At 44.0% G+C, this 25,355-nt stretch carries 17 protein-coding genes; 13 read left to right on the top strand and 4 right to left on the bottom strand.

Annotated features, from left to right (window positions below):
• Nucleotides 1-5: 5 nt before the first annotated feature.
• The 11 genes from IWX76_RS04950 (at nucleotide 6) to IWX76_RS04900 (ending at nucleotide 17,985) form a co-directional block, all read left to right on the top strand.
• Nucleotides 6-1,706, top strand: coding sequence for a M1 family metallopeptidase (locus IWX76_RS04950; RefSeq protein WP_196858752.1), 1,701 nt, complete (start codon nucleotides 6-8; stop codon nucleotides 1,704-1,706).
• A 171-nt stretch (nucleotides 1,707-1,877) separates the two neighbouring features.
• Nucleotides 1,878-2,795 carry a dihydrodipicolinate synthase family protein gene (locus IWX76_RS04945; protein ID WP_196858751.1) on the top strand — a complete coding sequence of 306 codons (918 nt, stop codon included), beginning with the start codon at nucleotides 1,878-1,880 and terminating at the stop codon, nucleotides 2,793-2,795.
• Nucleotides 2,796-2,806: 11 nt separating this feature from the next.
• On the top strand, nucleotides 2,807-4,387 hold the full coding sequence (locus tag IWX76_RS04940; protein ID WP_196858750.1) for an aldehyde dehydrogenase (NADP(+)): 1,581 nt from the start codon (nucleotides 2,807-2,809) through the stop codon (nucleotides 4,385-4,387).
• A complete protein-coding gene (locus IWX76_RS04935; protein WP_196858749.1) occupies nucleotides 4,384-5,382 on the top strand; it encodes a 4-hydroxyproline epimerase in 999 nt (332 codons plus the stop codon). Before IWX76_RS04940 ends, IWX76_RS04935 begins: the two co-directional genes overlap by 4 nt.
• Before the next feature lie 28 nt (nucleotides 5,383-5,410).
• The gene (locus tag IWX76_RS04930) at nucleotides 5,411-6,652 is read left to right on the top strand and encodes an NAD(P)/FAD-dependent oxidoreductase (protein WP_196858748.1); all 1,242 of its coding nucleotides are present in this window, start codon (nucleotides 5,411-5,413) and stop codon (nucleotides 6,650-6,652) included.
• A gap of 110 nt (nucleotides 6,653-6,762) precedes the next feature.
• Entirely contained in the window at nucleotides 6,763-9,738 is a 2,976-nt protein-coding gene (locus IWX76_RS04925) for a SusC/RagA family TonB-linked outer membrane protein (RefSeq protein ID WP_196858747.1), read from the top strand.
• A 15-nt stretch (nucleotides 9,739-9,753) separates the two neighbouring features.
• Nucleotides 9,754-11,352, top strand: a complete 1,599-nt coding sequence (locus IWX76_RS04920) for a RagB/SusD family nutrient uptake outer membrane protein (RefSeq protein ID WP_334641239.1) — start codon at nucleotides 9,754-9,756, stop codon at nucleotides 11,350-11,352.
• Between the two features lie 159 nt (nucleotides 11,353-11,511).
• Nucleotides 11,512-12,411 (top strand): AraC family transcriptional regulator, encoded by a 900-nt coding sequence (locus IWX76_RS04915; protein ID WP_196858746.1) that lies wholly within the window; start codon nucleotides 11,512-11,514, stop codon nucleotides 12,409-12,411.
• 49 nt (nucleotides 12,412-12,460) lie between these two features.
• A complete protein-coding gene (locus tag IWX76_RS04910) occupies nucleotides 12,461-14,275 on the top strand; it encodes a DUF885 family protein (RefSeq protein ID WP_196858745.1) in 1,815 nt (604 codons plus the stop codon).
• A 3-nt stretch (nucleotides 14,276-14,278) separates the two neighbouring features.
• Nucleotides 14,279-15,688: an APC family permease gene (locus IWX76_RS04905; RefSeq protein WP_196858744.1), complete on the top strand. Its 1,410-nt coding sequence runs from the start codon at nucleotides 14,279-14,281 to the stop codon at nucleotides 15,686-15,688.
• Entirely contained in the window at nucleotides 15,685-17,985 is a 2,301-nt protein-coding gene (locus tag IWX76_RS04900; protein ID WP_334641238.1) for a S9 family peptidase, read from the top strand. The genes IWX76_RS04905 and IWX76_RS04900 overlap by 4 nt, the downstream gene beginning before the upstream one ends.
• On the opposite strand, the gene IWX76_RS04895 is transcribed toward IWX76_RS04900, so the two are convergent.
• Nucleotides 17,975-19,822, bottom strand: coding sequence for a glycoside hydrolase family 2 protein (locus tag IWX76_RS04895; protein ID WP_196858743.1), 1,848 nt, complete (start codon nucleotides 19,820-19,822; stop codon nucleotides 17,975-17,977). The two genes, IWX76_RS04900 and IWX76_RS04895, sit on opposite strands and share 11 nt — an antisense overlap.
• 327 nt (nucleotides 19,823-20,149) lie before the next feature.
• Between IWX76_RS04895 and IWX76_RS04890 the strand changes: the two genes are divergently transcribed.
• Nucleotides 20,150-20,680 carry a DUF4142 domain-containing protein gene (locus IWX76_RS04890; RefSeq protein WP_196858742.1) on the top strand — a complete coding sequence of 177 codons (531 nt, stop codon included), beginning with the start codon at nucleotides 20,150-20,152 and terminating at the stop codon, nucleotides 20,678-20,680.
• A gap of 415 nt (nucleotides 20,681-21,095) precedes the next feature.
• Here IWX76_RS04890 and IWX76_RS04885 read toward each other — a convergent pair whose 3' ends face one another.
• The 3 genes from IWX76_RS04885 to IWX76_RS04875 form a co-directional block, all read right to left on the bottom strand.
• Entirely contained in the window at nucleotides 21,096-21,731 is a 636-nt protein-coding gene (locus tag IWX76_RS04885) for a gluconate 2-dehydrogenase subunit 3 family protein (RefSeq protein WP_196858741.1), read from the bottom strand.
• A gap of 16 nt (nucleotides 21,732-21,747) precedes the next feature.
• On the bottom strand, nucleotides 21,748-23,487 hold the full coding sequence (locus IWX76_RS04880; protein WP_196858740.1) for a GMC family oxidoreductase: 1,740 nt from the start codon (nucleotides 23,485-23,487) through the stop codon (nucleotides 21,748-21,750).
• Between the two features lie 275 nt (nucleotides 23,488-23,762).
• Nucleotides 23,763-24,443, bottom strand: a complete 681-nt coding sequence (locus tag IWX76_RS04875) for a type 1 glutamine amidotransferase domain-containing protein (protein ID WP_196858739.1) — start codon at nucleotides 24,441-24,443, stop codon at nucleotides 23,763-23,765.
• A gap of 148 nt (nucleotides 24,444-24,591) precedes the next feature.
• On the opposite strand from IWX76_RS04875, the gene IWX76_RS04870 reads away from it, so the two are divergent.
• Nucleotides 24,592-25,353, top strand: a complete 762-nt coding sequence (locus IWX76_RS04870; RefSeq protein WP_196858738.1) for an NYN domain-containing protein — start codon at nucleotides 24,592-24,594, stop codon at nucleotides 25,351-25,353.
• The last annotated feature ends 2 nt before the right edge of the window (nucleotides 25,354-25,355 follow it).

Below are 25,355 nucleotides of genomic sequence, written 5' to 3'. Positions count from 1 at the left end.
TACAGATGAATAAAACATTAAAACTGGGACTGCTTTGCATGTCCCTTTTTCCTTTAAGCTTATCTACACTTTCTGCACAGGAAGCGCTAAAACCTGCAAAAACTTTCAGCCGTGCTGATACCTTACGGGGTAGTCTCTTACCTGAACGCACCTGGTGGGATGTGCAGCGCTATGAAATAGGCTTAAAACCTGACTACAACAGCAAAACCATACAAGGTTCGAATAAAATTGTCTACAAGGTTGTGAAGCGTAATGATGGACAGACAAGGATGCAAATCGACATGATGGATCCACTGGTGATTGATAGTGTGATCTATGATGATGGGCAGGCTTTACAGTTTGCCAAAGAAGGAAAAGAAGGAAGTGTATGGTACGTTACAGTGCCTCCACAGGAATTAAAACAAGAACATAGTGTACATATCTATTACCATGGAAAGGTACATGAAGCCGTTCGCCCACCCTGGGATGGGGGTTTTATCTTTGCAAAAGATGCCGAGGGACGCCCCTGGATGACGGTAGCCTGCCAGGGTTTGGGGGCTTCGGTATGGTACCCCAATAAAGACCACCAGAGTGATGAGCCGGACAAAGGTGCCTCGCTTACAATGACCGTTCCCGACAGCCTCGTGGCAGTGGGTAATGGCCAATTAATATTTAAAAAGAATAACCAGGACGGAACTACCACTTACAAATATAATGTGGTCAATCCGATCAGCAATTACTGTATTATCCCATACATCGGTAAGTATGTGAATTTCAAAGAAAGTTATGCCGGCGAAAAAGGTCCACTGGATGTGAATTACTGGGTGTTAGATTATAATGAGGCGAAAGCCAAGACCTATATGCCAGACCAGGTGCATAAGATGTTTAAAGCATTAGAACATTGGTTTGGTCCCTATCCATTTTATGAAGATGGTTATCAATTAATTGATGCTTCCCATACTGGCATGGAACACCAGTCGGCAGTTTCCTATGGCAATCAATACAAATTTGGCTATATGGGCAGAGACCCTTCCGGTGCTGGATGGGGTTTAAAATGGGACTTTATTATCATCCATGAAAGCGGTCATGAGTGGTTTGGCAATAACCTGACCACCAATGACCTTGCCGATATGTGGGTGCATGAAGGTTTTACCAATTACAGTGAAACGCTTTTTACAGATTACCATTTCGGAGAACAGGCAGGTAATGAATATAATTATGGTATCCGAAAGGGCATACGTAATGATAAACCGATTATCGCCAACTATGGAGTTAATGCGATGGGAAGTGGAGATATGTATCCCAAAGGTGGTAATTTATTGCACAGTATCCGTCACAGCATGAACAACGACAACCTTTTTCGATCTATCCTGAGGGGTTTGAATAAGGCATTTTATCACCAGATCGTTACTTCGGCACAAGTAGAAGCTTATATTTCAAAAAAGGCCGGATATGACTATGCAAAAGTCTTTGATCAATACCTGCGTACCACCAATATTCCGACGTTGGAGTTTTATGTTAACAAGGGCAATTTGAATTACCGATGGGTTGGTGCCTTCGATGGTTTTAACCTGCCGCTGGTCTTAAAAAAAGAAGGAATAAGTAGTTTACGCCTGGTTCCAACCGCAAAATGGCAAGCGCTAAAATTAAAAAGCAAACAAGATGTATTGGTAACAACAGATGGTTTGGAGAAAATGTATTATATCAAGGTTGTTAAAACGAAATAATTTTAGGCTTAGGTTCTTTATGAAGCTGAGCGTAGCTTATCATTAGGTGTATTTACTGTTTATATTGGTTAATATCAGGTTATAGTTTGCTAGGCTACCGCTTTAACTTTGGCATAGCACAATCGACTAATAAAGGCGACATTATTTAAACAGATAAAAACTAAAAACAACATGAGTATCAATTGGACTGGTGTATTTCCTGCTGTAACAACCAAGTTTACGGCTAATGACGAACTTGACTTTAATGCGTTTAATCTTAACCTTGAAGCACAGCTGGAAGCTGGTGTGGATGGGATTATATTATGTGGTTCCCTTGGAGAGGCCAGTGTATTAACTGATGATGAGAAATTCAGTTTATTGTCGCACACCCTCAAAGAGGTCAATGGCCGGGTACCTGTATTGTTAAATATTGGTGAATCGACAACGAAGAAAGCGGTGGAAGCAGCGACTAAAGCACAGGCTTTAGGTGCTGATGGGTTAATGTTATTACCACCCCTGCGTTATTATGCAGATGTGGAAGAAACCTTGGCCTTTTTCGCTGCAGTAGCAGAAAGTACAGACCTACCGATTATGATTTATAATAACCCGGTTGATTATAAAATTGAAGTAACCCTGGAGATGTTCGATTACCTGGCTAAATACAGTAATATTCAGGCGGTAAAAGAGTCTACCCGCGACATCTCTAATATTACCAGAATGATCAACCGTTTTGGCGACCGCTTTAAAATCTTTACGGGTGTAGATCCTATTGCGATGGAATGCCTGGTCATGGGAGCAGACGGCTGGGTGGCTGGTTTAGTTGATGCTTTCCCTAAAGAAACCGTGGCTATTTTCAGGTTAGTGAAACAAAACAGAATTGCAGAAGCTTTAACTATATACCGTTGGTTCTTACCAGTATTAGAACTGGATATTATGCCTAAACTGGTGCAGTACATTAAACTGGCCGAAGTAGCCACTGGCATTGGCACAGAGGCCGTGCGTGCGCCACGTTTGGCTATCCATGGCGAAGAGCGTGAACGTGTAATGAAAATTCTAAACGATGCCCTGGCCAGCCGACCAGCCTTACCTGAAGGCAGTTGGGGTATATAAATAAAGATCATATGGCGTATAGAAACATAATTTGTTCGGCCTTTAGAGATCCTTCGGGTCCTGGCTTTCCGGCAATCAATCCAGCAACGGGAAAAGCCCTGGCTGGAGAATTTCATAGCGCTAGCCTGCAGGATGCAGACGATGCCATGAAGGGCGCTGAACAAGCCTTTCAAGAGTATAAAAATATTGATAAAGACATAAAGGCTGCCTTTTTAAGGGCAATAGCCGACGAAATCTCTTGGTTAGGGGATACATTGATCTGCAGGGCCGCCGAGGAGAGCGGCCTCCCTGTAGGTCGTTTGCAGGGCGAAATGGGCCGCACCACTGGTCAATTGCGTATGTTTGCTAACCTGGTGGAAGAAGGTTCCTGGGTAAATGCCATCATAGATGTAGCCTTGCCCGACCGCAAACCACTGCCAAGAGCTGATATCCGCCGGATGCTGGTCCCATTAGGACCAGTAGTCGTATTCGGGGCTAGTAATTTCCCATTGGCTTTTTCAGTTGCAGGTGGCGACACCGCTTCTGCATTTGCAGCAGGTTGTCCTGTGGTGGTAAAAGTACATCCTGCACATTTGGGTACCAGCGCCCTGGTAGGTGGCGCTATATTAAAAGCCATAGAAAAAACAGGCGTTCCTACAGGCTTATTTTCATTGTTGTACGATGAAGGTCACGACATTGGTGCCTACCTGGTTAAACACCCGAAAACAAAAGCTGTGGCTTTTACAGGGTCGTTTAAAGGAGGCAATGCCTTAATACAGCTGGCACAGCAACGCGTACATCCTATACCGGTATTTGTTGAAATGGGAAGCATAAATCCTATTGTATTATTGCCGGAAGCTTTAAACAACAGGGCGCAAGTCCTGGCATCGCAATGTGCAGCGTCTATTGCCTTGGGTGCCGGACAGTTTTGTACTAACCCTGGCCTCCTGCTGGCCATAAAGTCACCCGCTCTGGATACATTTAAGGAAGCTCTGGCTGCGGCGATCAAAGAAACGCCATCAGCAACCATGCTTACGCCTGGCATTTGTGAAAATTACGGGGCTTTGTCTAAAGCTGTGCTCAGCGCCAACGGTGTTACCTTAATTGCCGAATCACCTTTAGTTAATACAGAATTGAAAAGCCAGTCGGTAGCGCGCATGGCTTCCGTTAGCGCAACAGTATTCTTGAGTAATAAACAACTACATGAAGAGGTCTTTGGTCCTTATTCTTTATTAGTTGTGGCAGAAGATCATGCTGAATTAACGGCACTTGTTGCCGCCTTGGAAGGCCAGCTTACGGCAACGGTTATGGCTGAAAAAGGGGAGTTGCAAGCCTATCCGGAATTGATCAGTACGCTGACCGATAAAACGGGGCGCATCATTTTAAATGGTGTACCTACGGGGGTGGAGGTGAGTGCGGCCATGCAACATGGGGGACCATACCCAGCTACCAACGACAGTCGTTTTACTTCTGTTGGCTCTACGGCTGTTTACCGTTTTGTGAGGCCGGTTGCCTGGCAGGATTGGGATGATGACCTGCTTCCTGATGCGCTGAAAGCAAATAATCCTTTAGGTATTTTTAGACTTATAGACCTCAACTGGATCAAACAATGACCAAATCCTTCTTTTGCGTAGATGCACATACCTGCGGAAATCCAGTAAGACTGGTTGCAGGTGGGGGTCCTGTGCTTCATGGGGCCAATATGAGCGAGAAAAGACAACATTTTTTAAGAGAATACGACTGGATCCGCACCGGGCTAATGTTTGAACCACGCGGTCATGATATGATGTCGGGCAGTATCCTTTATCCGCCTCACGATCCAGAGAATGATGTAGCAGTTTTATTTATTGAGACCAGCGGCTGTTTGCCCATGTGTGGCCATGGTACCATCGGCACCATTACCATTGCTATTGAAGAAGGACTTATCATTCCTAAAACACCAGGCATCATCCGCATGGAAGCGCCAGCAGGTTTAGTAAAGATTGAATATCAGCAAACAGGGAATAAAGTTACCTCGGTAAAACTGCAGAATGTGCCGGCATACCTGGCTGCGGCAAACTTAGTCGTAGATTGCCCTGATTTAGGTACCTTAACTTTTGATGTAGCTTATGGTGGTAATTTTTATGCAATTATTGATCCTCAGGAGAATTTTCAGGGTATAGAAAATTTCACGGCTTCGCAATTAATTGCCTGGAGCCAGGTGATCCGTAAAAGAATTAATGAAGCCCATACTTTTGTACATCCGCTCGATCCGACCATCAACGGCTGTAGCCACATTTTATGGGCTGGCGCCACCCTTGATCCAACGTCTACGGCACGTAATGCTGTTTTTTATGGTGATAAAGCCATCGACCGATCGCCTTGCGGCACAGGTACTTCCGCCAGGATGGCGCAGTGGCATGCAAAGGGTAAATTGCAAAAAGGTGATGTTTTCATCCACGAAAGTATTATTGGGAGCAAGTTTACCGGCAAGGTGGAAGATGTAATCCAGTTGAATGGCCAGGAGGCAATCATTCCAAGTGTAGAAGGCTGGGCAAAAGTTTATGGGTATAACACGATAAAAATCGATGATGATGACCCTTATGCGCATGGTTTTCTTGTGATTTAATCCTGTCGCTCATCTCAATATAATTAATATGGCAAATATACTCATCATAGGCGGCGGCATCGTAGGACTAAGTTCTGCCTATTACCTTCATAAATCTGGGCATACGGTGACTGTTCTTGATAAAGGCGACATTACCGACAACTGTTCTTTCGGAAATGCCGGCATGATTGTTCCGAGTCATTTTATACCGCTTGCCGCACCGGGCATGGTGCAGCAAGGCGTCCGTTGGATGTTTAACCGGAAAAGTCCATTTTACGTGCGGCCATCCCTGCATCCGGAGTTGGTTAATTGGGGACTGAAATTTTTGAAACATGCCAATGCAGGTCATGTTTCCCGTTCTGCAATTCCATTAATGGAACTTAACCTGTTAAGCAAGCAACTTTATATCGACCTGGCCAAAGAACCTGGTTTTGATTTCGAATTGCAAAGTAATGGTATACTTTCTATGTTTAAAACCGAACGGGCTGCTGAAGAAGAAGCACATATCGTAAAACGTGCCCAAGAATTGGGAATGAATATGGCCATATTAACCTCGGAGGATTGTAAAAAACTGCAGCCAAACCTTAACCTGGATATTCTTGGTGCAGCACATTTCCGTGACGATGCACACATGAGTCCGCCTAAAGTGATGAATGCCTTATTACGTTTTCTGGAAAAAGCAGGTGTCACCATCGCCCGCCAACAGGAAGTCACGCAAATAGAAACCGCAGGATCAAAGATCACAAGAGTTTTTACCGGCAAAAAGGTGTGGGAAGCCGACCAGTATGTGCTCGCCACAGGCTCCTGGTCGCCAGCCATAGCAAAAATGATGAATATCAAAATCTGTCTGATGCCAGGAAAAGGTTATTCATTTATGGAACCGGAACCGCAGCAACGCATGACGATTCCGGCTTTACTTTGCGAAGCCCGGGTAGCCATTACGCCTATGGATGGGGGAATCAGGTATAGCGGTACCATGGAGCTTGATAAAATTAATACCCGGATTAACATGCAAAGGGTAAGGGGAATCGTAGAATCTGTACCGCGGTACTTACCCAATTTGCACCCTGCGCTACCGGCCGAAAAGGATATTTGGTATGGTTTCCGTCCTTCTTCTGCTGATGGCTTACCTTATATTGGAAGAAGTACAAAAAGAGATAACCTGGTGGTGGCTACCGGACATGGAATGATGGGCATGAGCCTTGGTCCTGCAACCGGATCATTAGTAAGTCAGCTCATTTCAGAACAAAAAACAACAATCGATATCTATCCATTTGCCCCTTCCAGATAATAGGGTAAAAACCGGGTAATACCTGATAATATACGAAAACTGAATTTGTGTTTTTGGTCATAACTTGTAGACTACTAGTCATTTGATTAGTTGAACCAAACAAGATGAACATGAAAACAAAAACCGAACCTTATCGTTACCTATGCAAAAGAACCTGGCTTCTCTTGCTGTTCTTTTTACCCTGTCAGCTCTTTGCTCAGGATGCCCTTTTGATCAAAGGAAATGTGGCCGATGCCAAAGATGGTACCACATTAATCGGGGTATCTGTTAAGGAAAAAGGAACAACAAATGCCGCTAGTACGGATCAGAATGGTAACTATACCCTGCGGGTTAATAATGCCAATGCACAGCTCATATTCAGCTATATTGGTTATGTTGCACAAGAGATAGCGTTGGGAGGAAGGACAAACGTAGACATGAAACTGGATGCCGAAAGTCGCGGTTTGAACGAAGTGGTGGTGGTAGGTTACGGTACCCAGAAAAGGGGTGAGGTAACCAGTGCCATTGCGACAGTAAAGGCCGAAGATTTTACCAAAGGCGCAGTGCGTGATGCGGCGCAACTGGTGCAGGGTAAGGTAGCGGGTTTAAGGATCACTACCCCATCAGGCGATCCTACCGCAAGTACGCAAATCAACCTTCGTGGCTTAAATTCCATCAGTGGAACCTCTGAACCTTTAATCCTGATCGACGGGGTTCCGGGAAGCCTGAATACGGTTTCACCTGAAGATATTGAGTCGATCGACGTGCTGAAAGATGGTTCTGCGGCCGCTATTTATGGTACCCGCGCCACCGGAGGGGTAATTTTAATTACTACTCGCCAAAACAGGTCTGATTCTAAAGCCACCATCGAATATGCCAACTATGTAAATGTACAGCAGATTGCCAGGAAGCCGAATATGTTAACGGCGGCCGATTACCGTCGCTTAATTGGTGAGGGTAAGCAGTATATCGACTATGGTGGCGACACCAACTGGCTGGATGAGATTCTGCAAAATCCGGTGAGTCAAAACCACAATGTAACGATCTTCGGAGGTAACAATACCACCAACTTTACGGGCTCAATTAACTATCGTGATTGGGAGGGTATTTTTATCCGTACAGGTCAGAAACGCCTGAACATACGGGCCTCCTTAAACCATGCGATGTTTAATGATAAGCTGAAAACTAATATTCAGGTAATTAACCGGACCACCACCGCTAAACAAGGTGGTGCTGATGGTTACGCTTACCGCCAGGCCATTATCAGAAATCCAACAGATAACATTTTCAATGAAGATGGTAAATGGCAGGAAAGAGAAGCTTATAATTACGACAATCCCTTATCAAGAATAAATGAGGCTACTAACGACAACACCTTTAAGGAAATGCGCGTTAATGGTAGCCTTGATTACAGGCCAATTAAAGACTTAAGCTTAAAATTAATGGCCTCTAATGTTCAAAACACTAATTTATATGGTAACAGCACTACTTTTAACCACGTTAATACCACTAAGGCTCAATTAAATGGAACGGCCTCCCGCTCTACCTACGCCAATGTAGAAAACCTGGTAGAATTTACCGGTAACTACAATAAAACTATTGGTAAACATAACTTCAGCGTTTTAGGTGGTTATAGCTGGCAAGATGCCGTTTATGAAAGCTTTAATGCTTATAATTTTGATTTTCCTACCGATGCCTATACCTGGAATAAATTAGAAGCCGGATCTGCGTTACAACGTGGGTTGGCAACAATGAGCAGTTATAAAAGTAAATGGCAACTGGCAGGTTTCTTCAGTCGCTTAACCTATAATTGGGATGAGAAATACTTGTTCATGGCCAGTATCAGAAGAGAGGGGTCTTCCAAATTTGGAGAGAACTACCAATGGGGTTCTTTCCCAGCGGCCTCTGTAGGATGGCGTGTAACTAAAGAAGATTTCATGCAGGATGTAACTTTGGTGTCTGACTTAAAAATCAGGGCTGGTTACGGCGTTACCGGTACCATTGCCAATGATCCTTATATGTCGCAAACCAGTTATAATTTCACCTATAACCAGGGTGCTTTTATCAATGGTAAATGGGTGCAGGGGTTTGTACCGGCCAGGAACTTCAATCCAGACTTGCGTTGGGAGAAGAAGAAAGAATATAACGTGGGTGTAGACTTTGGTTTATTAGGTAGCAGAATCACAGGATCATTAGATTATTACACCAGAACGGTAGAAGATTTGATTTATAACTTCCGTGTACCTGTACCACCATACTTAATTGAAAGCATGCTGATCAATGCAGGTACCATGGAAAATTCAGGTTTTGAAGCTTTGGTTAATTTCAAAGTTGTTGATAGCGAAGCTTTTAAATGGAATTCTAATGTGACCTATTCGACCAATAAGAATAAACTGGTTAACTTATCTAATGATAAATTTGACGTGACGGCCGATTTCTTTGATGCCGGTTATACAGGTGAGCCGATACAAACATCTACCCACCGGGTAAATGTGGGTGGACCGATTGGTCAGTACTTTGTTTTGAAAAGTGTTGGTGTAGACGAAAATGGCAAATGGCTGGTAGAAAATAAAGACGGAGAGGTCATCTCTATTTCTGATTCCTCACCAGACGACCGCCAATATTACGGCAATGGTATTCCTAAATACCTCCTTGGCTGGAACAACTCCTTTAATTTTAAAAACTTCGACTTATCTGTAAACGTGCGTGGTGCTTTTGGGCACGATGTGCTAAACATGCAGCGAATGTATTATGAAAACCCAGTAAATAAGGCCTACAATGCATTGGCTACAGCTTATGATCCTAAATATGGACAGGTATTAAATAACGACCTCGTGTATGTAAGTGATTACATTGAAAAAGGCGATTACGTTAAAATAGATAACATTACGTTGGGTTATACTTTTGGCGACAGGCTGATAAAAGGGGTTAAAAACCTGCGGATATATGTTTCTGGATTAAACCTGATTACTATTACCAAATACAAAGGCCTGGATCCGGAAGCGGTAAGTTACACAGGCGATTTCACCTTTGCACCGGGCATTGAAAACCGCGACGCTTATCCAACAACACGCACATTCACTGCCGGCCTTAATGTTTCATTTTAGTCTAAATTATAAATCATGAAAACGAATTTCGTAAAATATATACTTGTTGCAGCCATTAGTTGCGGAGGCGCCATAAGCTCCTGTACTAAGCTGGATGAAGAGGTTTATTCGGAGGTACTGCCTTCGCAATTTCAACCTACAGAGAAAGATTTGCCAGCCATCCTGGCGCCAGCTTATGCTTCCCTACGTACGGTGATGTGTGGCTGGCAAGGCTATTTCGACTTACAGGAAGAGGCCGCCGATGCCATCATTACGCCGGTGCGTCCAAATGGATGGGACGATGCCGGTACTTACCGACGTATGCACCAGCACGCCTGGACTACACAGGAATGGCAGCCTTATAATACCTGGCAAAATGCGTACTCTGCGATTACCAAAGTAAATACCGTATTGTCGCAATTAGAAGAAGGTACCTTGAAATTGGGTGACATTAATGATGCCGCCACCGCAGAGCTCAGGGCCATCAGGGCATTGGCTTATTACCTTTTGCTGGACAACCATGGCAATGTGCCCATTGTAGTGGACTTTAAGGATACCACCTTGCCCCAACAAAACACCCGGAAAGAGGTGTACGACTTTGTGTTGAAGGAACTCAATGAAGTTTTACCGATGTTGAGCGAAGACGCTTCCACCACTTACGGCAGGATGAATAAATGGGGTGCAAAGGCTTTGCTTGCCAAAATTTACCTGAACTCAGGTGTGTATGTAGGTACGCCTGAATATGCTAAATGTATCCAGGAAACCAATGATATCATTGCCAGTGGTAAGTACCGTTTAGACAATAATTATTTAGATGTGTTTACTTACACAAACCAAAGTTCTTCGGAGATCATCTTTGCGATACCTTATGATGAGATTTATGGTAAAGGTAACCAGATCCACCTAAAAACACTGGATCCATTAAGCCAGCCGGTATTCCGGATGACGGCCCAGCCCTGGGGTGGAAATTGTGCGGTACCGCAGTTCATTAATACCTATGACACAGCCGATAGTCGCTTGAAAGATACCTGGATTCAGGGTCCGCAAGTTAACCCGCAAACGGGTCAGGTGGCCATCAATTACGTTAATTTTGTGCCAGGAATGGGTGGTCTGGATGGTATTGTAGCCGCCGGAAACCATGGTTATCGCATCGGGAAGTTTGTGATTAAACCCAATGCAACTGGCGACCTGGATAATGACTTTCCATTTTTACGTTATGGTGATGTGCTCATGATGAAAGCTGAAGCTTTACTCAGAACTGGTGATGCCGATGGTGCCGCTGCCCTGGTAACCCAGGTGAGACAGCGTGCATTTAAAGGTAATCCCGCAAAAGCTACAGTTACTGGTGCCGACCTATTGAAAGGCAGTACCTATCAATATGGTTTGCAACGCCCTGATGGTACTATTGATGCCGTAAATGGTGGCGCAGATATTCAATTTGGACGTTTTCTTGATGAACTGGGATGGGAGTTTGCTGCCGAAGCACACCGCAGGCAAGATCTGATCCGTTTTGGCGTGTTTTCTACCAAAAAATGGTTCAATCATTCACCGCAGTCACCAACCCGTTCTTTATTCCCGATTCCACAGGATGAGATTGCCAAAAACCCTAATTTAAAGCAAAACCCAGGCTATTAATATGGTAAAAGTGTTTAGAAAATCAGGACTGGTTGTATTAAACGTCAAAGTGACGTATTTTAGCCAAGTATAACCGGATATTAACCGGTTGTATGCACCCTTTAATTATTGAGTGTTAATATTTGTATATTAACACTCAATAACCTAAACCAACCAACCATGAAAGTACTTCCATTTACCATGCTCGTACCGGATGATAAGAGTGTGATAACCGAACATGTAAACTTGCCTTTTTTCTACCAATACCTTCATCGCCATGATGAATGGCAGCTTACCTGGGTAAAAAAAGGCGAGGGTACCCTGATCGCTGGCAACAACATGCATTCTTTTCGGTCTGGCGACCTGTTTCTGATTGGCGCCAACCTTCCGCATTTATTTAAATCTAACCCTGAATACTTTACCGATGAGGATAAAAATATCGAGGCCTGCTCTTTGTATTTCAATCCTTCAGGCGTTTTGGGCGGATTATTTAACCTGCCGGAAATGAGCATGATCAGTGCCTTTCTGAAGAACAATAAACATGGATTCAAAATCCCTTCCGCCTATACCGACCAGGTCATTGCGAAGGTTATACAGGTGCATGAAGCTACAGGTACCGATGTGCTATTTAACCTGATTAACCTGTTAAATAGTTTGCATAGCATCAAAGATCAGGTGATACCACTTTGTTCACAACTGTATTCTTCTGATCTCTCAGAAACAGAAGGAATAAGGTTGAGTAACATCATTAACTACATCATGCGTAATTATAATAACCAGATTGCGCTGGAAGATATTGCTAATGCAGCTTACATGACACCACAGGCGTTCTGCAGGTATTTCAAAAAGCATACAGGCCATACCTTCGTATCTTTCCTTAATGAGGTGAGAATCAATGATGCTTGCAAAAGTCTGATTGCCGGTAAAAAAACAGATTGTATATCCGGGGTTGCTTATAAAGCAGGTTTCAATAGTATTACTAATTTTAACCGTGTGTTCAAAAACATTATTGGCCAGTCGCCAAGGGCTTATGTCGATGCCTATAACAATGTGAGTAAGGTAAACCGCCTGTCTGCCTAATTGTACTGACCTGTAAAACGACAGGTTTTCCTGTCTTAATTCTTGAAAAATGTATATAAAAAATGCGCTGAAAAGCAGCAGGGCTGTCATAGGTCTGCTCTGTTTTTCATACTTCCTGCTATGGCCTGTTTTTGTTAGTGCTCAACAAACAATTCCGGCAAGTTTATATGAACAAACCAGTGAAATGGGCACTACCATGGCTACTTACCAAAGCGACATCTCTGCCATTGAAGATTTTTATGCGCCATATGTCACCTACCCCGGGAGCATGTACCAACGCAATGCCCAGGTGTATCACTCACCAGAACAAAGGAAACGTTTGCTTGAAGTGAACGAAAGTTATTTAAAGCAACTCAGGTCTCTTGATTTTGATTCATTTAGTGTTTACGGTAAAACCGACTATCTGCTACTCCAGAAAGAAATTAATGCTAGTTTATTTGGTTTAAGGGAAGAGGAATCCCAGGAACCCACCATCAATAAACACCTTCCATTTGCAAAAGATATCTATCTTTTAGAAAAAAAGCGTCAACGTGGCGATCCTTTAAATGGGAGCGAGGTGGCAGCCCAAATGAACAGCCTGGCCAAAAGTGTTCAGGCAGCGCTTAAAAATACAGAGGCAGCTACCCTGAAGGAAAACGAGAAGCGGTTGCTGCAACAAGTCGTAGCGGGACTAAAAACCCGGATAAATAGCTTTTACGTGTTCTACAATGGCTATGATCCTGACTTTACCTGGTGGGTGCCCAAACCCTTTGAATCTTTAGACACTGCTTTAGCTCAATATGAAAAGCTATTATCACCAAAAGAAGATCCACAGGCCATTGGCGAAGCTAATAATTATGGCATCAAAGGTTTGCCGATAGGAAAGGCAGCGCTGGAACGACAGCTGCAGGCAGAATTTATCCCTTATAGTCCGGAAGAACTCATCAAAATTGCGGAAAAGGAGTTTGCTTTTTGTGATGCCGAATTGCTGAAAGCGTCAAAAGAAATGGGCTTTGGTGCCGACTGGAAACAAGCACAGGAAAAGGTAAAAAACGCTTATGTTCCATTGGGCGAACAACCTGCATTGATTGTCAAATTACAGGATGATGCCACCAATTTTATTAAAGCCAATAAATTGATGGACATTCCATCGCTGGCACAGGAAACCTGGGGCATGGTCATGATGTCGCCGGAACGCCAGCTGGTGAATCCATTTTTCACCGGGGGCAAGGAAATCAGCATTTCCTACCCTACAAATACCATGACAGCAGAAGATAAACTGATGAGCATGCGGGGCAATAACCCCTATTTCTCCAGGGGTACCGTCCAGCACGAGCTTCTGCCCGGCCACCACCTTCAATATTACATGAACAGTCGCTATAAAAGCTATCGCCGACCATTCACCACGCCTTTTAGCATTGAAGGCTGGCCACTTTATTGGGAACTTTTGTTGTATGAAAAAGGTTTTGCCAAAACTCCCGAAGAAAGAATTGGTATGTTGTTCTGGCGTATGCACCGCTGTGCACGCATCTTGTTTTCCCTGAATTACCATTTGGGCAAATGGACGCCAAAACAAAGTGTTGATTTCCTGGTCGACCGGGTAGGGCATGAACGCGCTAATGCCGAAGGTGAAGTTAGGCGTTCTTTCCAGGGTAACTACAGTCCCCTTTACCAGGTAGCTTACATGATTGGGGGTTTACAATTGGATGCCTTAAGAAAAGAACTGGTAGACAGTGGTCAAATGACTTTCCCACAATTCCATGATGCCGTGATGAAAGAAAACCTGATTCCGGTAGAACTGATCAGGGCTACGCTCACTAAACAATCCCTTTCAAGAGATTTTACTACCCAATGGAAATTCTACAACCTGTCTAGCCCTAAATAACTAATGAAAGCCGAAAACACGCAATTTAAACCTTCTTTAAAATTAATGGATGCCACCATGCTCGTGGCCGGCAGCATGATTGGCTCAGGGATATTTATCGTCTCTGCTGATATTACCCGCAATGTAGGCAGTTCGGGCTGGCTTATGGTGGTTTGGCTGCTCACCGGATTTATGACACTCACAGCTGCCCTGAGTTATGGCGAACTGAGTGCTATGTTTCCTAAAGCCGGCGGGCAATACATTTACTTAAAGGAGGCTTATAACCCCCTGGTTAGTTTTTTATATGGATGGAGCTTTTTTACCGTGATCCAAACGGCCACTATTGCTGCGGTAGGTGTGGCCTTTGCAAAATTTACGGCCTACCTTATTCCTGCTTTTAATGAAGACCTGGTGGCCATAGACCTGGGGTTTTTCCAGGTGTCGCCAGCACAATTACTGGCTATCGGCATCATTGTACTGCTTACTTATATCAATAGCCGGGGCGTTAACAGCGGCAAAATGATACAGACTACCTTTACGCTGACTAAATTGCTCAGCCTTTTTGGACTGGTGGTGTTTGGATTAATCTTCCTGGATACAGACGTTTGGGCAGCAAACTGGAAAAATGCCTGGCTGCTACAGCCGCTTACTACAGACGGTAGTGTGGGCAGCTATACCACCATGGCGGCCTTTGGTGCCATTGCAGCAGCCATGGTTGGCTCTATTTTCAGCAGCGACTCCTGGCATAACGTCACCTTCATTGCCGGTGAAATCCAAAACCCTAAACGCAACATTGGATTAAGTCTGGCCTTAGGTACCATTATGGTTACCGTGTTGTACCTGTTAACCAATATCATGTATACAGGTTTGTTATCATTGCATGATATGGCTTATGCCGATAAAGACCGGGTGGCAGTTGCAGCATCGCATGTGATCTTTGGAAGCTGGGGTACCGTCATCATCGCCCTGATGATTATGGTGTCTACCTTTGGCTGTAACAATGGTTTAATCATGGCAGGTGCCCGTGTTTATTATTCCATGGCTAAAGACGGTTTGTTTTTCAAAAAAGTAGGAACCCTCAACAAAAACTCCGTACCTGCTTTTGGCCTTTGGATACAATGTGTGTTCGCCTGCTTTTGGTGCTTAAGTGGCCATTATGGCGATCTACTCGATATGATTTCTTTTGTAGTGGTCATGTTTTACATGTTAACCATCACCGGCATCTTTATCCTCCGTAAAAAACGTCCTGACGCAAATCGCCCTTATAAAGCCTTTGGTTATCCTTTTCTTCCCCTGATTTACATTATCATGGGCATGGCTTTTTGTGTTTTACTCATTATTTATAAACCTAATTACACCTGGCCGGGCCTCATCATCACCCTGATGGGCATCCCTGTCTATTACCTGATCGAAAAATTCAATAAAAAAGTATGAAGCAATTTTCCTTTTTAAACCGCATCATCCTGATGGCCTCTGTTTTGGGTAGTCTTTCTGTACAAGCGCAACAAGCATTAACAGCCTACAAACCTGATGCCGCCCAAATGGCCATAGTCTATCGTGATGCCGATCAGCTGGATACTTTATTGCGTAAAGTAGAACTGAACAATCAGGTATTGCCGGTATGGCAAGCAGACAAACATTCGTTTTGGTATAAGCGAAACCTGGCTAATAAAACCTGGGAATATATTTATGTAAATGTGAAAGATGGTAGTCGCAAAAAGGCATTTGATGCCGCGCGATTAGCGGCTGCAATGCAGAAAGAAACGGGGAAACCTGTAGATCCCGGAAGACTAGCACTTACCAAGTTATTTTTTAATGAAGAAGCTGACCACTTAACTTTAAAAACTAAGGAGCAATGGTTTAAGGTAGACTTATCAAATTACACAACTACTGCTACCACAGATACCTTAACTGATGGCTACAATGCAAACCGGCCTCTTCAACGTAACCGTTCTCGCTGGCAAGGTATTCCTAAAGTATCGAAATCGCCAGATGGAAAGAAATTATTGCTGCTAAAAGGCGGCAATGTTTATGTGAAAAATCTGGATACAGGTAAAGAGCAACAGCTTTCTACTGATGGCAACAAGGAAACACCTTATGGTGAATTTAGCTGGTCGCCAGACAGCAAAACTTTGGTTGGCTACCGCATTGACCCTAAAAAAATCAAGGAAGTACATTATGTGCTGAGTGCTGAAGAAGGTACCACCCGTGGTGAGTTGAAGTCGCGTGAATATGCACAGCCTGGTGATGATTTCACCACTTACACCCCTTTTGCGTTTGATGTGGTTCAGCACAAACAAATTAAAGTGGATACAGAAGTAATCGACTTTTTCGGTCCCCAGGAATTAAACTGGCGCAAGGGAGATAACCGCTTTTACACTTACGAAATGGTAGACCGCGGTCACCAGCGTTTCCGCGTGATTGAGGTGGATGTGCAGACGGGCAAAACCAGAAACATCATTGATGAAAAAACCAAAACCTTTATTTATGAAAATCGCATTTACACACGATACCTGCCGGAAACAAATGAAATGATTTGGAGTAGCGAAAAGGATGGTTATAACCACTTATACCTGGTAAACACCATCACCGGCAAACAACAGCCTATTACTAAAGGCAACTGGGTGGTTCGCGGCGTGGATAGTATTGATGTGGTCAAACGTGAAGTTTGGTTTAGGGCCAGTGGCATCAACGCGGCCGAGGATCCTTATCATATTCATTATTACCGCACCGGTTTCGACGGCAAAAAACGTGTAGATTTAACGCCTGAACCTGGCAACCACCAGCTTTCTTTTTCTCCCGACCGCAAGTACTACCTCGATACCTATTCGCAGGTTAATGTGGCCCCGGTAACCCTGTTAAAATTGATAACTACCGGTAAAGCGGTAACGGTGCTGGAAGAAGGAAATACGAAAGCATTCCTCGAAACCGGCGTAAAACTGCCTGAAATATTTGTGTCTAAAGCTAGGGATGGTCAAACGGATATCTGGGGCGTGGTATGGCAACCTTCAAAAATGGATCCCAATAAAACTTACCCGGTTATCGAGTATATATATGCTGGTCCGCAAGACAGCTTTGTGCCAAAAAGCTTCCTGCCCTATAGTGAAATGCAAAGTATGGCCGAACTGGGTTTTATCGTGGTGCAAATTGACGGGATGGGAACAGCCAATCGCTCGAAAGCTTTTCATGACGTGTGCTGGCAAAACCTGGCTGATGCTGGTTTTCCCGACAGGATTTTATGGATGAAAGACCTTGCTAAAAAATACCCTCAGGCAGATATCAGTAGGGTAGGCGTTTATGGAACATCTGCGGGCGGACAAAATTCTACTGGTGCCTTGTTATTTCATCCGGAGTTTTATAAAGCGGCAGTTTCTGCATGTGGTTGCCATGATAACAGGATCGATAAACAATGGTGGAATGAACAGTGGATGGGGTATCCCGTGGGCCCTCATTATGGCGAACAATCCAACATTACCAATGCCGCCAAACTACAGGGTAACCTGTTATTGATTGTGGGGGAAGCTGATGAAAACGTACCGCCTGAGTCTACCTTCCGCCTGGCCGATGCCTTGATAAAAGCCAACAAGGATTTTGATTTTCTATGTGTTCCTGGTATGGGGCATAGTGATGGCGGCCCCTACGGCAGGCGTAAGAAAAGGGATTTTTTTGTAAAAACCTTATTAAACACAGAATCGCCAAAACGTAACCTGGAAAACCTGGTTACAAATTAGTTTGATCTTCAGCATTGAACAGGCCGTCAGGCACTTTAAGTTCGCCGGTGCCAAAGTCGATAATGCCATTGCGCTCCTCTTCAATATTGGTGGCCTGTGTATATACATCGCCGGCAAATGACCTGTCTCGTAGCTCTTTTTTGAACAACCTGATCTGACTGGCGCGTTCCTCATTGTCTTTTGGTCCGCCATAGTCGGCGAAGCCAAAACCGCCCCATTCTGAAACAAGTAATGGCGCCTGCTTGCGGTAAAAGAAAGGGTCACCAACTACAATAGGGAAGGCGGCCACGCCATCCATTTGTCCCTGCATCAGCTGATTTAATAGCTGCTTCCAGCGATCCAATTCCGGGGTATAGAGGTGTACAGTCAGCAGATCTGTTTTTAAACGACCACGGTAGGATAAATGATGCCATCCATCGTTATCCACCACCAAGAATTGCGGATGCGCCAGTTTCATATAGTGATACATGTCCATCATGTATTGCCTTGTTTTTAAATTAGAGGCAACATCCTGTGCGCCCCAATCTTCATTATACAAACTCCAGATCATGATGGAGGGGTGTGTGCCCATCAGGGCCAGCATCTTTAATAGTTCATTTTTGTGGTTTTTACGACTCTTTTCGGTAGACCGGTGCGGACTGGGTACCTCCACCCATAATAAAAGGCCAATTTTGTCGGCAAGGTTGTAAATCCTCGGGTCTACACCAGCAATGTGTATTCGCACCATATTGCAGCCCAGGCGTTTCATGGCATGCATATGCCTTTTTATTTCTTCATAATTGGCCACACCCGGTTGGTACAAAATACCATTGAGGTAGGTGCGTTCATTGTTGAGGTAAATGTGAGGGCCGCGGGCTTCGATTTTTCTGATGCCGAATTTAGCCTCAATTTCTGAAGCATTCCCATTTTCGTCGACCAGTTGTGCCACCAGGCGGTATAAATGTGGCGATGCTGGCGACCAGTTTTCAGCATTTGGAATTTCCATGACCAGTCGCTGTTCCCTTTGTCCCTTTTTAAGTTTCAAAGGGTATTCATCCGTAGCTATCGGCGTATGATGATCCTGCTTATGGTGGTAAACTTTCAGCCTGATCAAGTAATCGCCAGGGTCATGAATACGGGTCGTAAAATTAAACCGGACCAGGTTCTCTTCAATCATACTTACTACGCCAATCCGAGATCGGAGACGGTTTTTTTCAACTGTTTCCAGCCAGATGCTACGTACACCGCCACTGTAGGTTTGATACCAGATGCCCCCTCTTTTGTAAACCGAAGATTCTTGTTTCCCTCTGGCGGTGTCCGCATCCATAGTTGCCGCAATGCGTACGGTAAGCCGGTTGTTTTCCTGCAATACCTGCTCATCTAGTTCATAAGTAAACGAGGTGTTACTACCTACATGTACCCATTCGCCCTCAATTGTTTTTAAGGGAATGCCATTTAGCCATACCCTGGTTTTGTAGCCACAGGCACCAAAAGTTAACTGCAACTGCGAACGTGGACACTTCGCATCATCAGATAGTTTGGGTAACGGAAATTCCCTTTCATACCACACAACAATTTTGTCTTTCCAGTATTCACCATTCGGATTAGATTTCGAAAGGTGGGTTTCTACACTGCCTGGCCAGTTGGCCTCGTTTTTAAAATCGTGATTAATGTACCAAAGGTCTTTAATACCTAGGTTTTCCGGGTCAGGGCTGAAACGCCAGCTTCCGTCTAACAGTAAGAAAGAATTTGGACGGATAACAGCTCTGGGTAAAGGATTCACGTAAGTTTCTCCCTCGTCATTATCCAGAATGTGCTTGGTTAAACTGTAGTTCGGGTGGTTGATGTCTATATCCATGTGTGATAAGGTAATAGGCCAATGCATTTGCTTAAAAAACAATAGCTTTTACATATGGTTTTTGAAAAAGCCCGCTCTCTTTTTTTATGACAATTCTTCCTAAGATAATTTGACAATTCATATATGCCCATAATTACCATAATTTCTGACCTGCAGTTTACATGATTGCCTGTAATGGTTATATTTCAGGTTCTAAAACCGGGTATTTCTACTGAATTAAAATTGATGTTTATAACAGGGAAATCGGGTAATAGTACCCCGAACATATCGCCTCAGCAAGGGTTGATTAATAAAGTAATGTTATTAAAATTATTTATTCGCATCCTTATGAAAAATATTAAAATTTTAACAGCCATTTTGCTGCTATTTAGCACGGCTTTAACGGTCTCCTCCTGCAAGAAGGAAAGAGATAATGATTTTCGATTAAGCAATCAGGACTTTATCGATCGGGCATCGAGCAGCAATACCTTTGAAATTGCCGCTGGTAACCTGGCCATAATTAAAGGCGTAAGTGCAGATGTCAAGGCCTATGGGCAACACATGGTGAATGACCACACTACTGTGGGTGCCGAAATGGTGGCGCTGGCTAGTCATAAAGGCTGGTCTGTGCCAATCAACTTGCAGCCTAAAGAACTTGCTAACCTCGATAGCCTCAACAGTGCTACAGGCGCTGCATTTGACGCGTTATTTGCCAAAAAGATGGTGGTTTCACATCAGGAAGCGGTAGACCTTTTTGAAACGGCTTCAAAAGCGAACGGTGTGCCTGATCTTGAGCTTAGGGCTTTTGCTGCTGTGAAGTTGCCTGCTTTAAGGACGCACCTGCAGGAAGCTATTGCTTTAGACGCGCAAATGCCTTAATTAATTCCTAGTAACTTTTTGTAAAGCAAAGCCAGGAAATTTAATAGGTCCTTTTTAAGTAATGTAAACATCATTTAGGAACAAAAAAATCAATGTAAACAAGTAGTCGTAACAAACTTTTATGTAAACGTATTCTAGTATAGGACATAGATTTTAATTTTCAACAGCAGACCCTAGGTATAAGGGCCTTAGAAGGGGGTTGGAAGGGCCTTTGAAGGGCCTTAAGACGGCTACAGCCCTTTAAGCACCCTTCTAACCCCGATTTAACCCCTTATTGAGGGTCATATACCTGGCAGCTACAGTTTAATGGAACTTCTTTTGTCTAATCGATAAACCTAAAATGATTGTAAACGAAAAAGGGCCCTTGATCATCGTCATGATCAAGGGCCCTTTTAGATTTAAATTTTGACGCTTTCTACAGCTTTGCTGTTTTTTCGAAGCCGTACTGTTTAAGTACATCATCCGGCACACCACGCCATTGGTTGGGAGTGTTTCCCAGGTATTCCATATCTTTCACGCCTATTTCACTGGTAAAAAATCCGGAAGCAGTCAAGTCGCGCATTTTATTAAAAAAGGCAACGCCCTGTGCCATCCCAGGTTTTACTTTATTCGGGTAGGCGATATCATCAACCATATCGATACGTTGTTCTGCTGAAGCGTCTTTAAACGTCTTCCCGTAGCGCGATAAACATTGAATATCCAGCCATTTCAATCCGCCACGCATGGGGGTCTGGTGGCCAGGCATATCTTTCACAATAAACTCAATGAAATCGGGTACTTTGGCATCCGAAGCACTGCCGGATTTTCCATCTTTAGGAATAATGATATCCGCCAATATGGTGATGGTGGCCATTTCATGGTCATCAAAAAATTTAGCTGCGTTTAAGGCCTTATCACGTTCCACCTCAAAAGCCTCGCGTCCGGGTTGTTTGGAGTCCTTTGCGGCTATTTCTGATTGGTCTTTTGCAGCATCTGGTTTACAAGCCTGCAACAATACCCCTGTGCTTAAAGCGGTTAAGCCTAAGGCCTTTAGTGAGTCTCTTCTGTTCATGTCAAGTCGTTTATTATTAACTCAGGTTCAGTTTTTTCTTTTGCGCTAAAATATACTCAGCTGTACGCCAGGCTAAAGCCAATATGGTCCATGTGGCGTTTTTATCGCCCTGCTGTACAAAAGGAGCGGCATCAACCACAAACAGGTTGGCACAATCATGGGCCTGGCACCATTTGTTCAGGGCCGACGTCTTAGGGTTGTCGCCCATTCTAATGGTTCCTACTTCGTGGATAATCTTTCCCGGAGCTTCAAGGCCGTAGTTGTTTTCCGGACCATGAATAGTAGAGGTAACAATTCCACCCATCGCTTGGAAGATCTCCTGGAAGGTATCCTGCATATGTTTAGCTTGTTTTATTTCTTCATTTGCCCATTTGTAATGGAAACGCAACACTGGAATACCATATTTATCCACCACATTGGGATCAATTTCACAGTAGTTAGATTCTCTGGCAATGGCGGTACCACGACCAGCCATACCAATGTTACTGCCATAAAAGCGGCGGTAATCATCTTTTAAGCCTGCACCATAACCTCCGGCTTCTTTCATTTTGCCATCTCTGCCAGGAACCAGCCCATTTCTGTTTTGTATACCAGCACCGAACCCGTAACTCGGCATGCCCATTCCGCCACCATATTCAATATGGTAACCTCTTGGGAAGTCTAGTTTTTTATTATCAAGCCACCATGGAGAGTAGATATGCACAGAACCTACACCATCTTCATTATAACGCTTGCGGTCTAAAAGTTCCGGTAGAAAGCCACCTACACTGGCTCCAGTAGAGTCATGTAAATATTTACCAACTACATTGCTATTGTTGGCCAGTCCGTTAGGGTGTGCTGAAGATTTTGAGTTAAGTAACAAACGTGCAGATTCACAGGCGCTGGCGCCAAGAATTACAATCTTTCCCTTCACCTGGTGTTCTTCCATGGTGTTTTTATCCACATAAGATACACCGGTAGCCAGGCCTGCTTTATCAGTAAGCACTTCACGCACCATGGCGTTCGTGATTACGGTAAGGTTTCCTGTTTTTTCTGCCGGAATCACCAGGCAGGAAGAAGAGGAGAAATCGGCATAAACCTTACATGCACGGCCACATTGGCCACAATAAAAACAAGGTGCCCGGTCTTTATTATTAGGTAAAGCCTCTGTTAATACCGAACCACGGCCAGGGATTACGGTAACACCTGCTTTTCTGGCCGCTTTGGTAATAAACAGCTCGTTAAGGCGGGGTTTTGGCGGCGCCATAAATATGCCGTCGGGTTCGTTGGGTATGCCTTCTGCGGTTCCATAGATACCGATCAGGCGATCAACCTTATCATAAAATGGTTTAACATCGTCATAGGTGATTGGCCAGTCATCTGTCAATCCATCCTTACATTTAAAGTCATCAGGCCCCATCCTAAGCGATATTCTGCCCCAGTGGTTGGTTCGGCCGCCCAGCATGCGTGAGCGGAACCAGGCAAATTCAGTTTTGTCCTTTTGAGTGTAGGGTTCTCCATCCAGTTCCCAGCCGCCATAAGAGGCATCGAAATCACCGAATGGGCGCACCGTACCGGCACCACGCCGTGGTGATTCCCATGGCCATTTCAATTGTTGCGCATCCAAACGGGGATCAAAATAAGCACCTGCTTCAAGCATTAATACCTTTTGCCCTGCATGGGCCAGGACGTACCCGGCCATACCGCCTCCTGCACCTGATCCGACAATGATAGCATCATACTCGGTATCTGACTTTTTGATTTGGAATTCGTTCATGTGTAAAACGTTTTAGTTTGTGTTAGGAACCCGTAATTTAGCATTTTTAATGGCTGACTCAAGGTATTCAATCTAAAGATCTAAAAAAGTTACAACAAAAACGAGCAGTATTTTTATAGCGTACCTATTTGGTTTTTGATTAACGCTAGTTAGCGGAGTTGGTTGTGGGAACGAATGACTGCCGATGGCATCATGAGGAACCCTTTGACAGACCTTGCTAAACATGGAAGTCAGCAAGGTCCTGGGCTGTTTAACATAGGGGTATATTTTTATAATTATTTTTCAAGGGCTTCCAGCAGTTCGCGGGCGGCCTCTTCTGATGAACCTGGATTCTGGCCTGTAATTAAAAAGCCATCTTTGATCACATAAGAGCTCCAATCAGCTCCTTTGCTGTACAAACCACCGAGTTTTTTTAATTCATCTTCCAGTAAAAAAGGCACAACATCCGTAAGTTCTACCGCTGCCTCTTCACTGTTTGAAAATCCGGTAACCAGTTTACCCTGAACTAGGGGATCTCCATCTGCGGCTTTCACCTTAACCAGGGCCGCGGGGGCATGACAAACCAGTGCTACAGGTTTTTCCTGTTTAATAAAGTTTTCAATCAGCTGGATGGAATGGCTGTCGTTCGCTAAATCCCATAGCGGTCCATGACCACCCGGGTAAAATACAGCATCGAAATCTTCCGCTTTCAGGTCACTTAAAATCAGCGTTTGCGAAAGTTTATCTTTTAATTCCTGGTCCATATCAAATCGTTCCGTAGCAGGGGTCTGTGCATCAGGTGCTTCACTTTTAGGGTCAATTGGCGGCTGTCCACCTTTTGGAGATGCCAGCGTTATTGTTGCACCTGCATCAGCCAGGACATAATAAGGTGCAGCAAATTCTTCCACCCAGAAGCCGGTTTTTTCGCCGGTGTTGCCTAGTTCTGCATGTGAGGTTAATACAATTAATATGTTCATGTAATAAGGTTAGATTAATTTAAAGTAGCGCTGTTAATCGAACATTAAACAGTAATGCCCTGGAATGGTTTGCGCTATTTCGTTTTAAATCAAATGCCGTATCTTTGTTTTACAAAACAGGTAGCTGTTTTACGTTTGACGAATGAAGATGGACACGACAAAAGATTTAAAATTGGCTGTATTAATAGATGCAGACAATGTGCCTTATGCGAATGTAAAGGAGATGTTTGAGGAGATTGCCACTTACGGTACGCCGACTTTTAAAAGAATTTATGCCGACTGGACCAAACCTACCGTTTCCGGATGGAAGAAAGTGCTGTTAGAAAATGCCATTACCCCGATACAGCAGTACAGTTATTCGACCGGTAAAAATGCCACAGACAGTGCCTTGATCATCGATGCGATGGATATTTTATACACGGGCAAGGTAGACGGCTTTTGCATAGTGTCAAGCGACAGTGATTTTACGCGCCTGGCTACTCGTTTACGTGAAGCCGGAATGAAAGTGATTGGTATAGGCGAAAAGAAAACATTGCTCCCTTTTATTACGGCCTGTGATAAATTTATTTACATGGAGATCCTTAATCTGGAAGTGGAGAATGAGGAAGAAAGTGGTAACCAGAAGGCCTCTAAAAGCCGGGTAAAACAGGTTAAGAAGCCGCTGAATAAGATTGATCCGAAGATCATCAGGTTGTTTAGCGATAGCATTACCGACCTTGCTGATGAAAATGGCTGGGCATTTTTAGGTGAACTTGGCAACCTGATGTTAAAAAAGAAGCCCGATTTCGATCCGAGAAACTATGGTTTTTCAAAACTGCTCCCGCTTTTAAAAAGCATGAATAGGTTTGAAATCGACGAACGCGATACTGGAAAACCACATATTAAACATATCTACATCAAGAAAAAATAAGT

It is taken from the genome of Pedobacter sp. CAN_A7, from assembly GCF_015752175.1.
Taxonomy (GTDB): domain Bacteria; phylum Bacteroidota; class Bacteroidia; order Sphingobacteriales; family Sphingobacteriaceae; genus Pedobacter.
The sequence above is the reverse complement of the archived record's forward strand: the minus strand, read 5'-3'. Positions and strand labels throughout refer to the sequence as shown.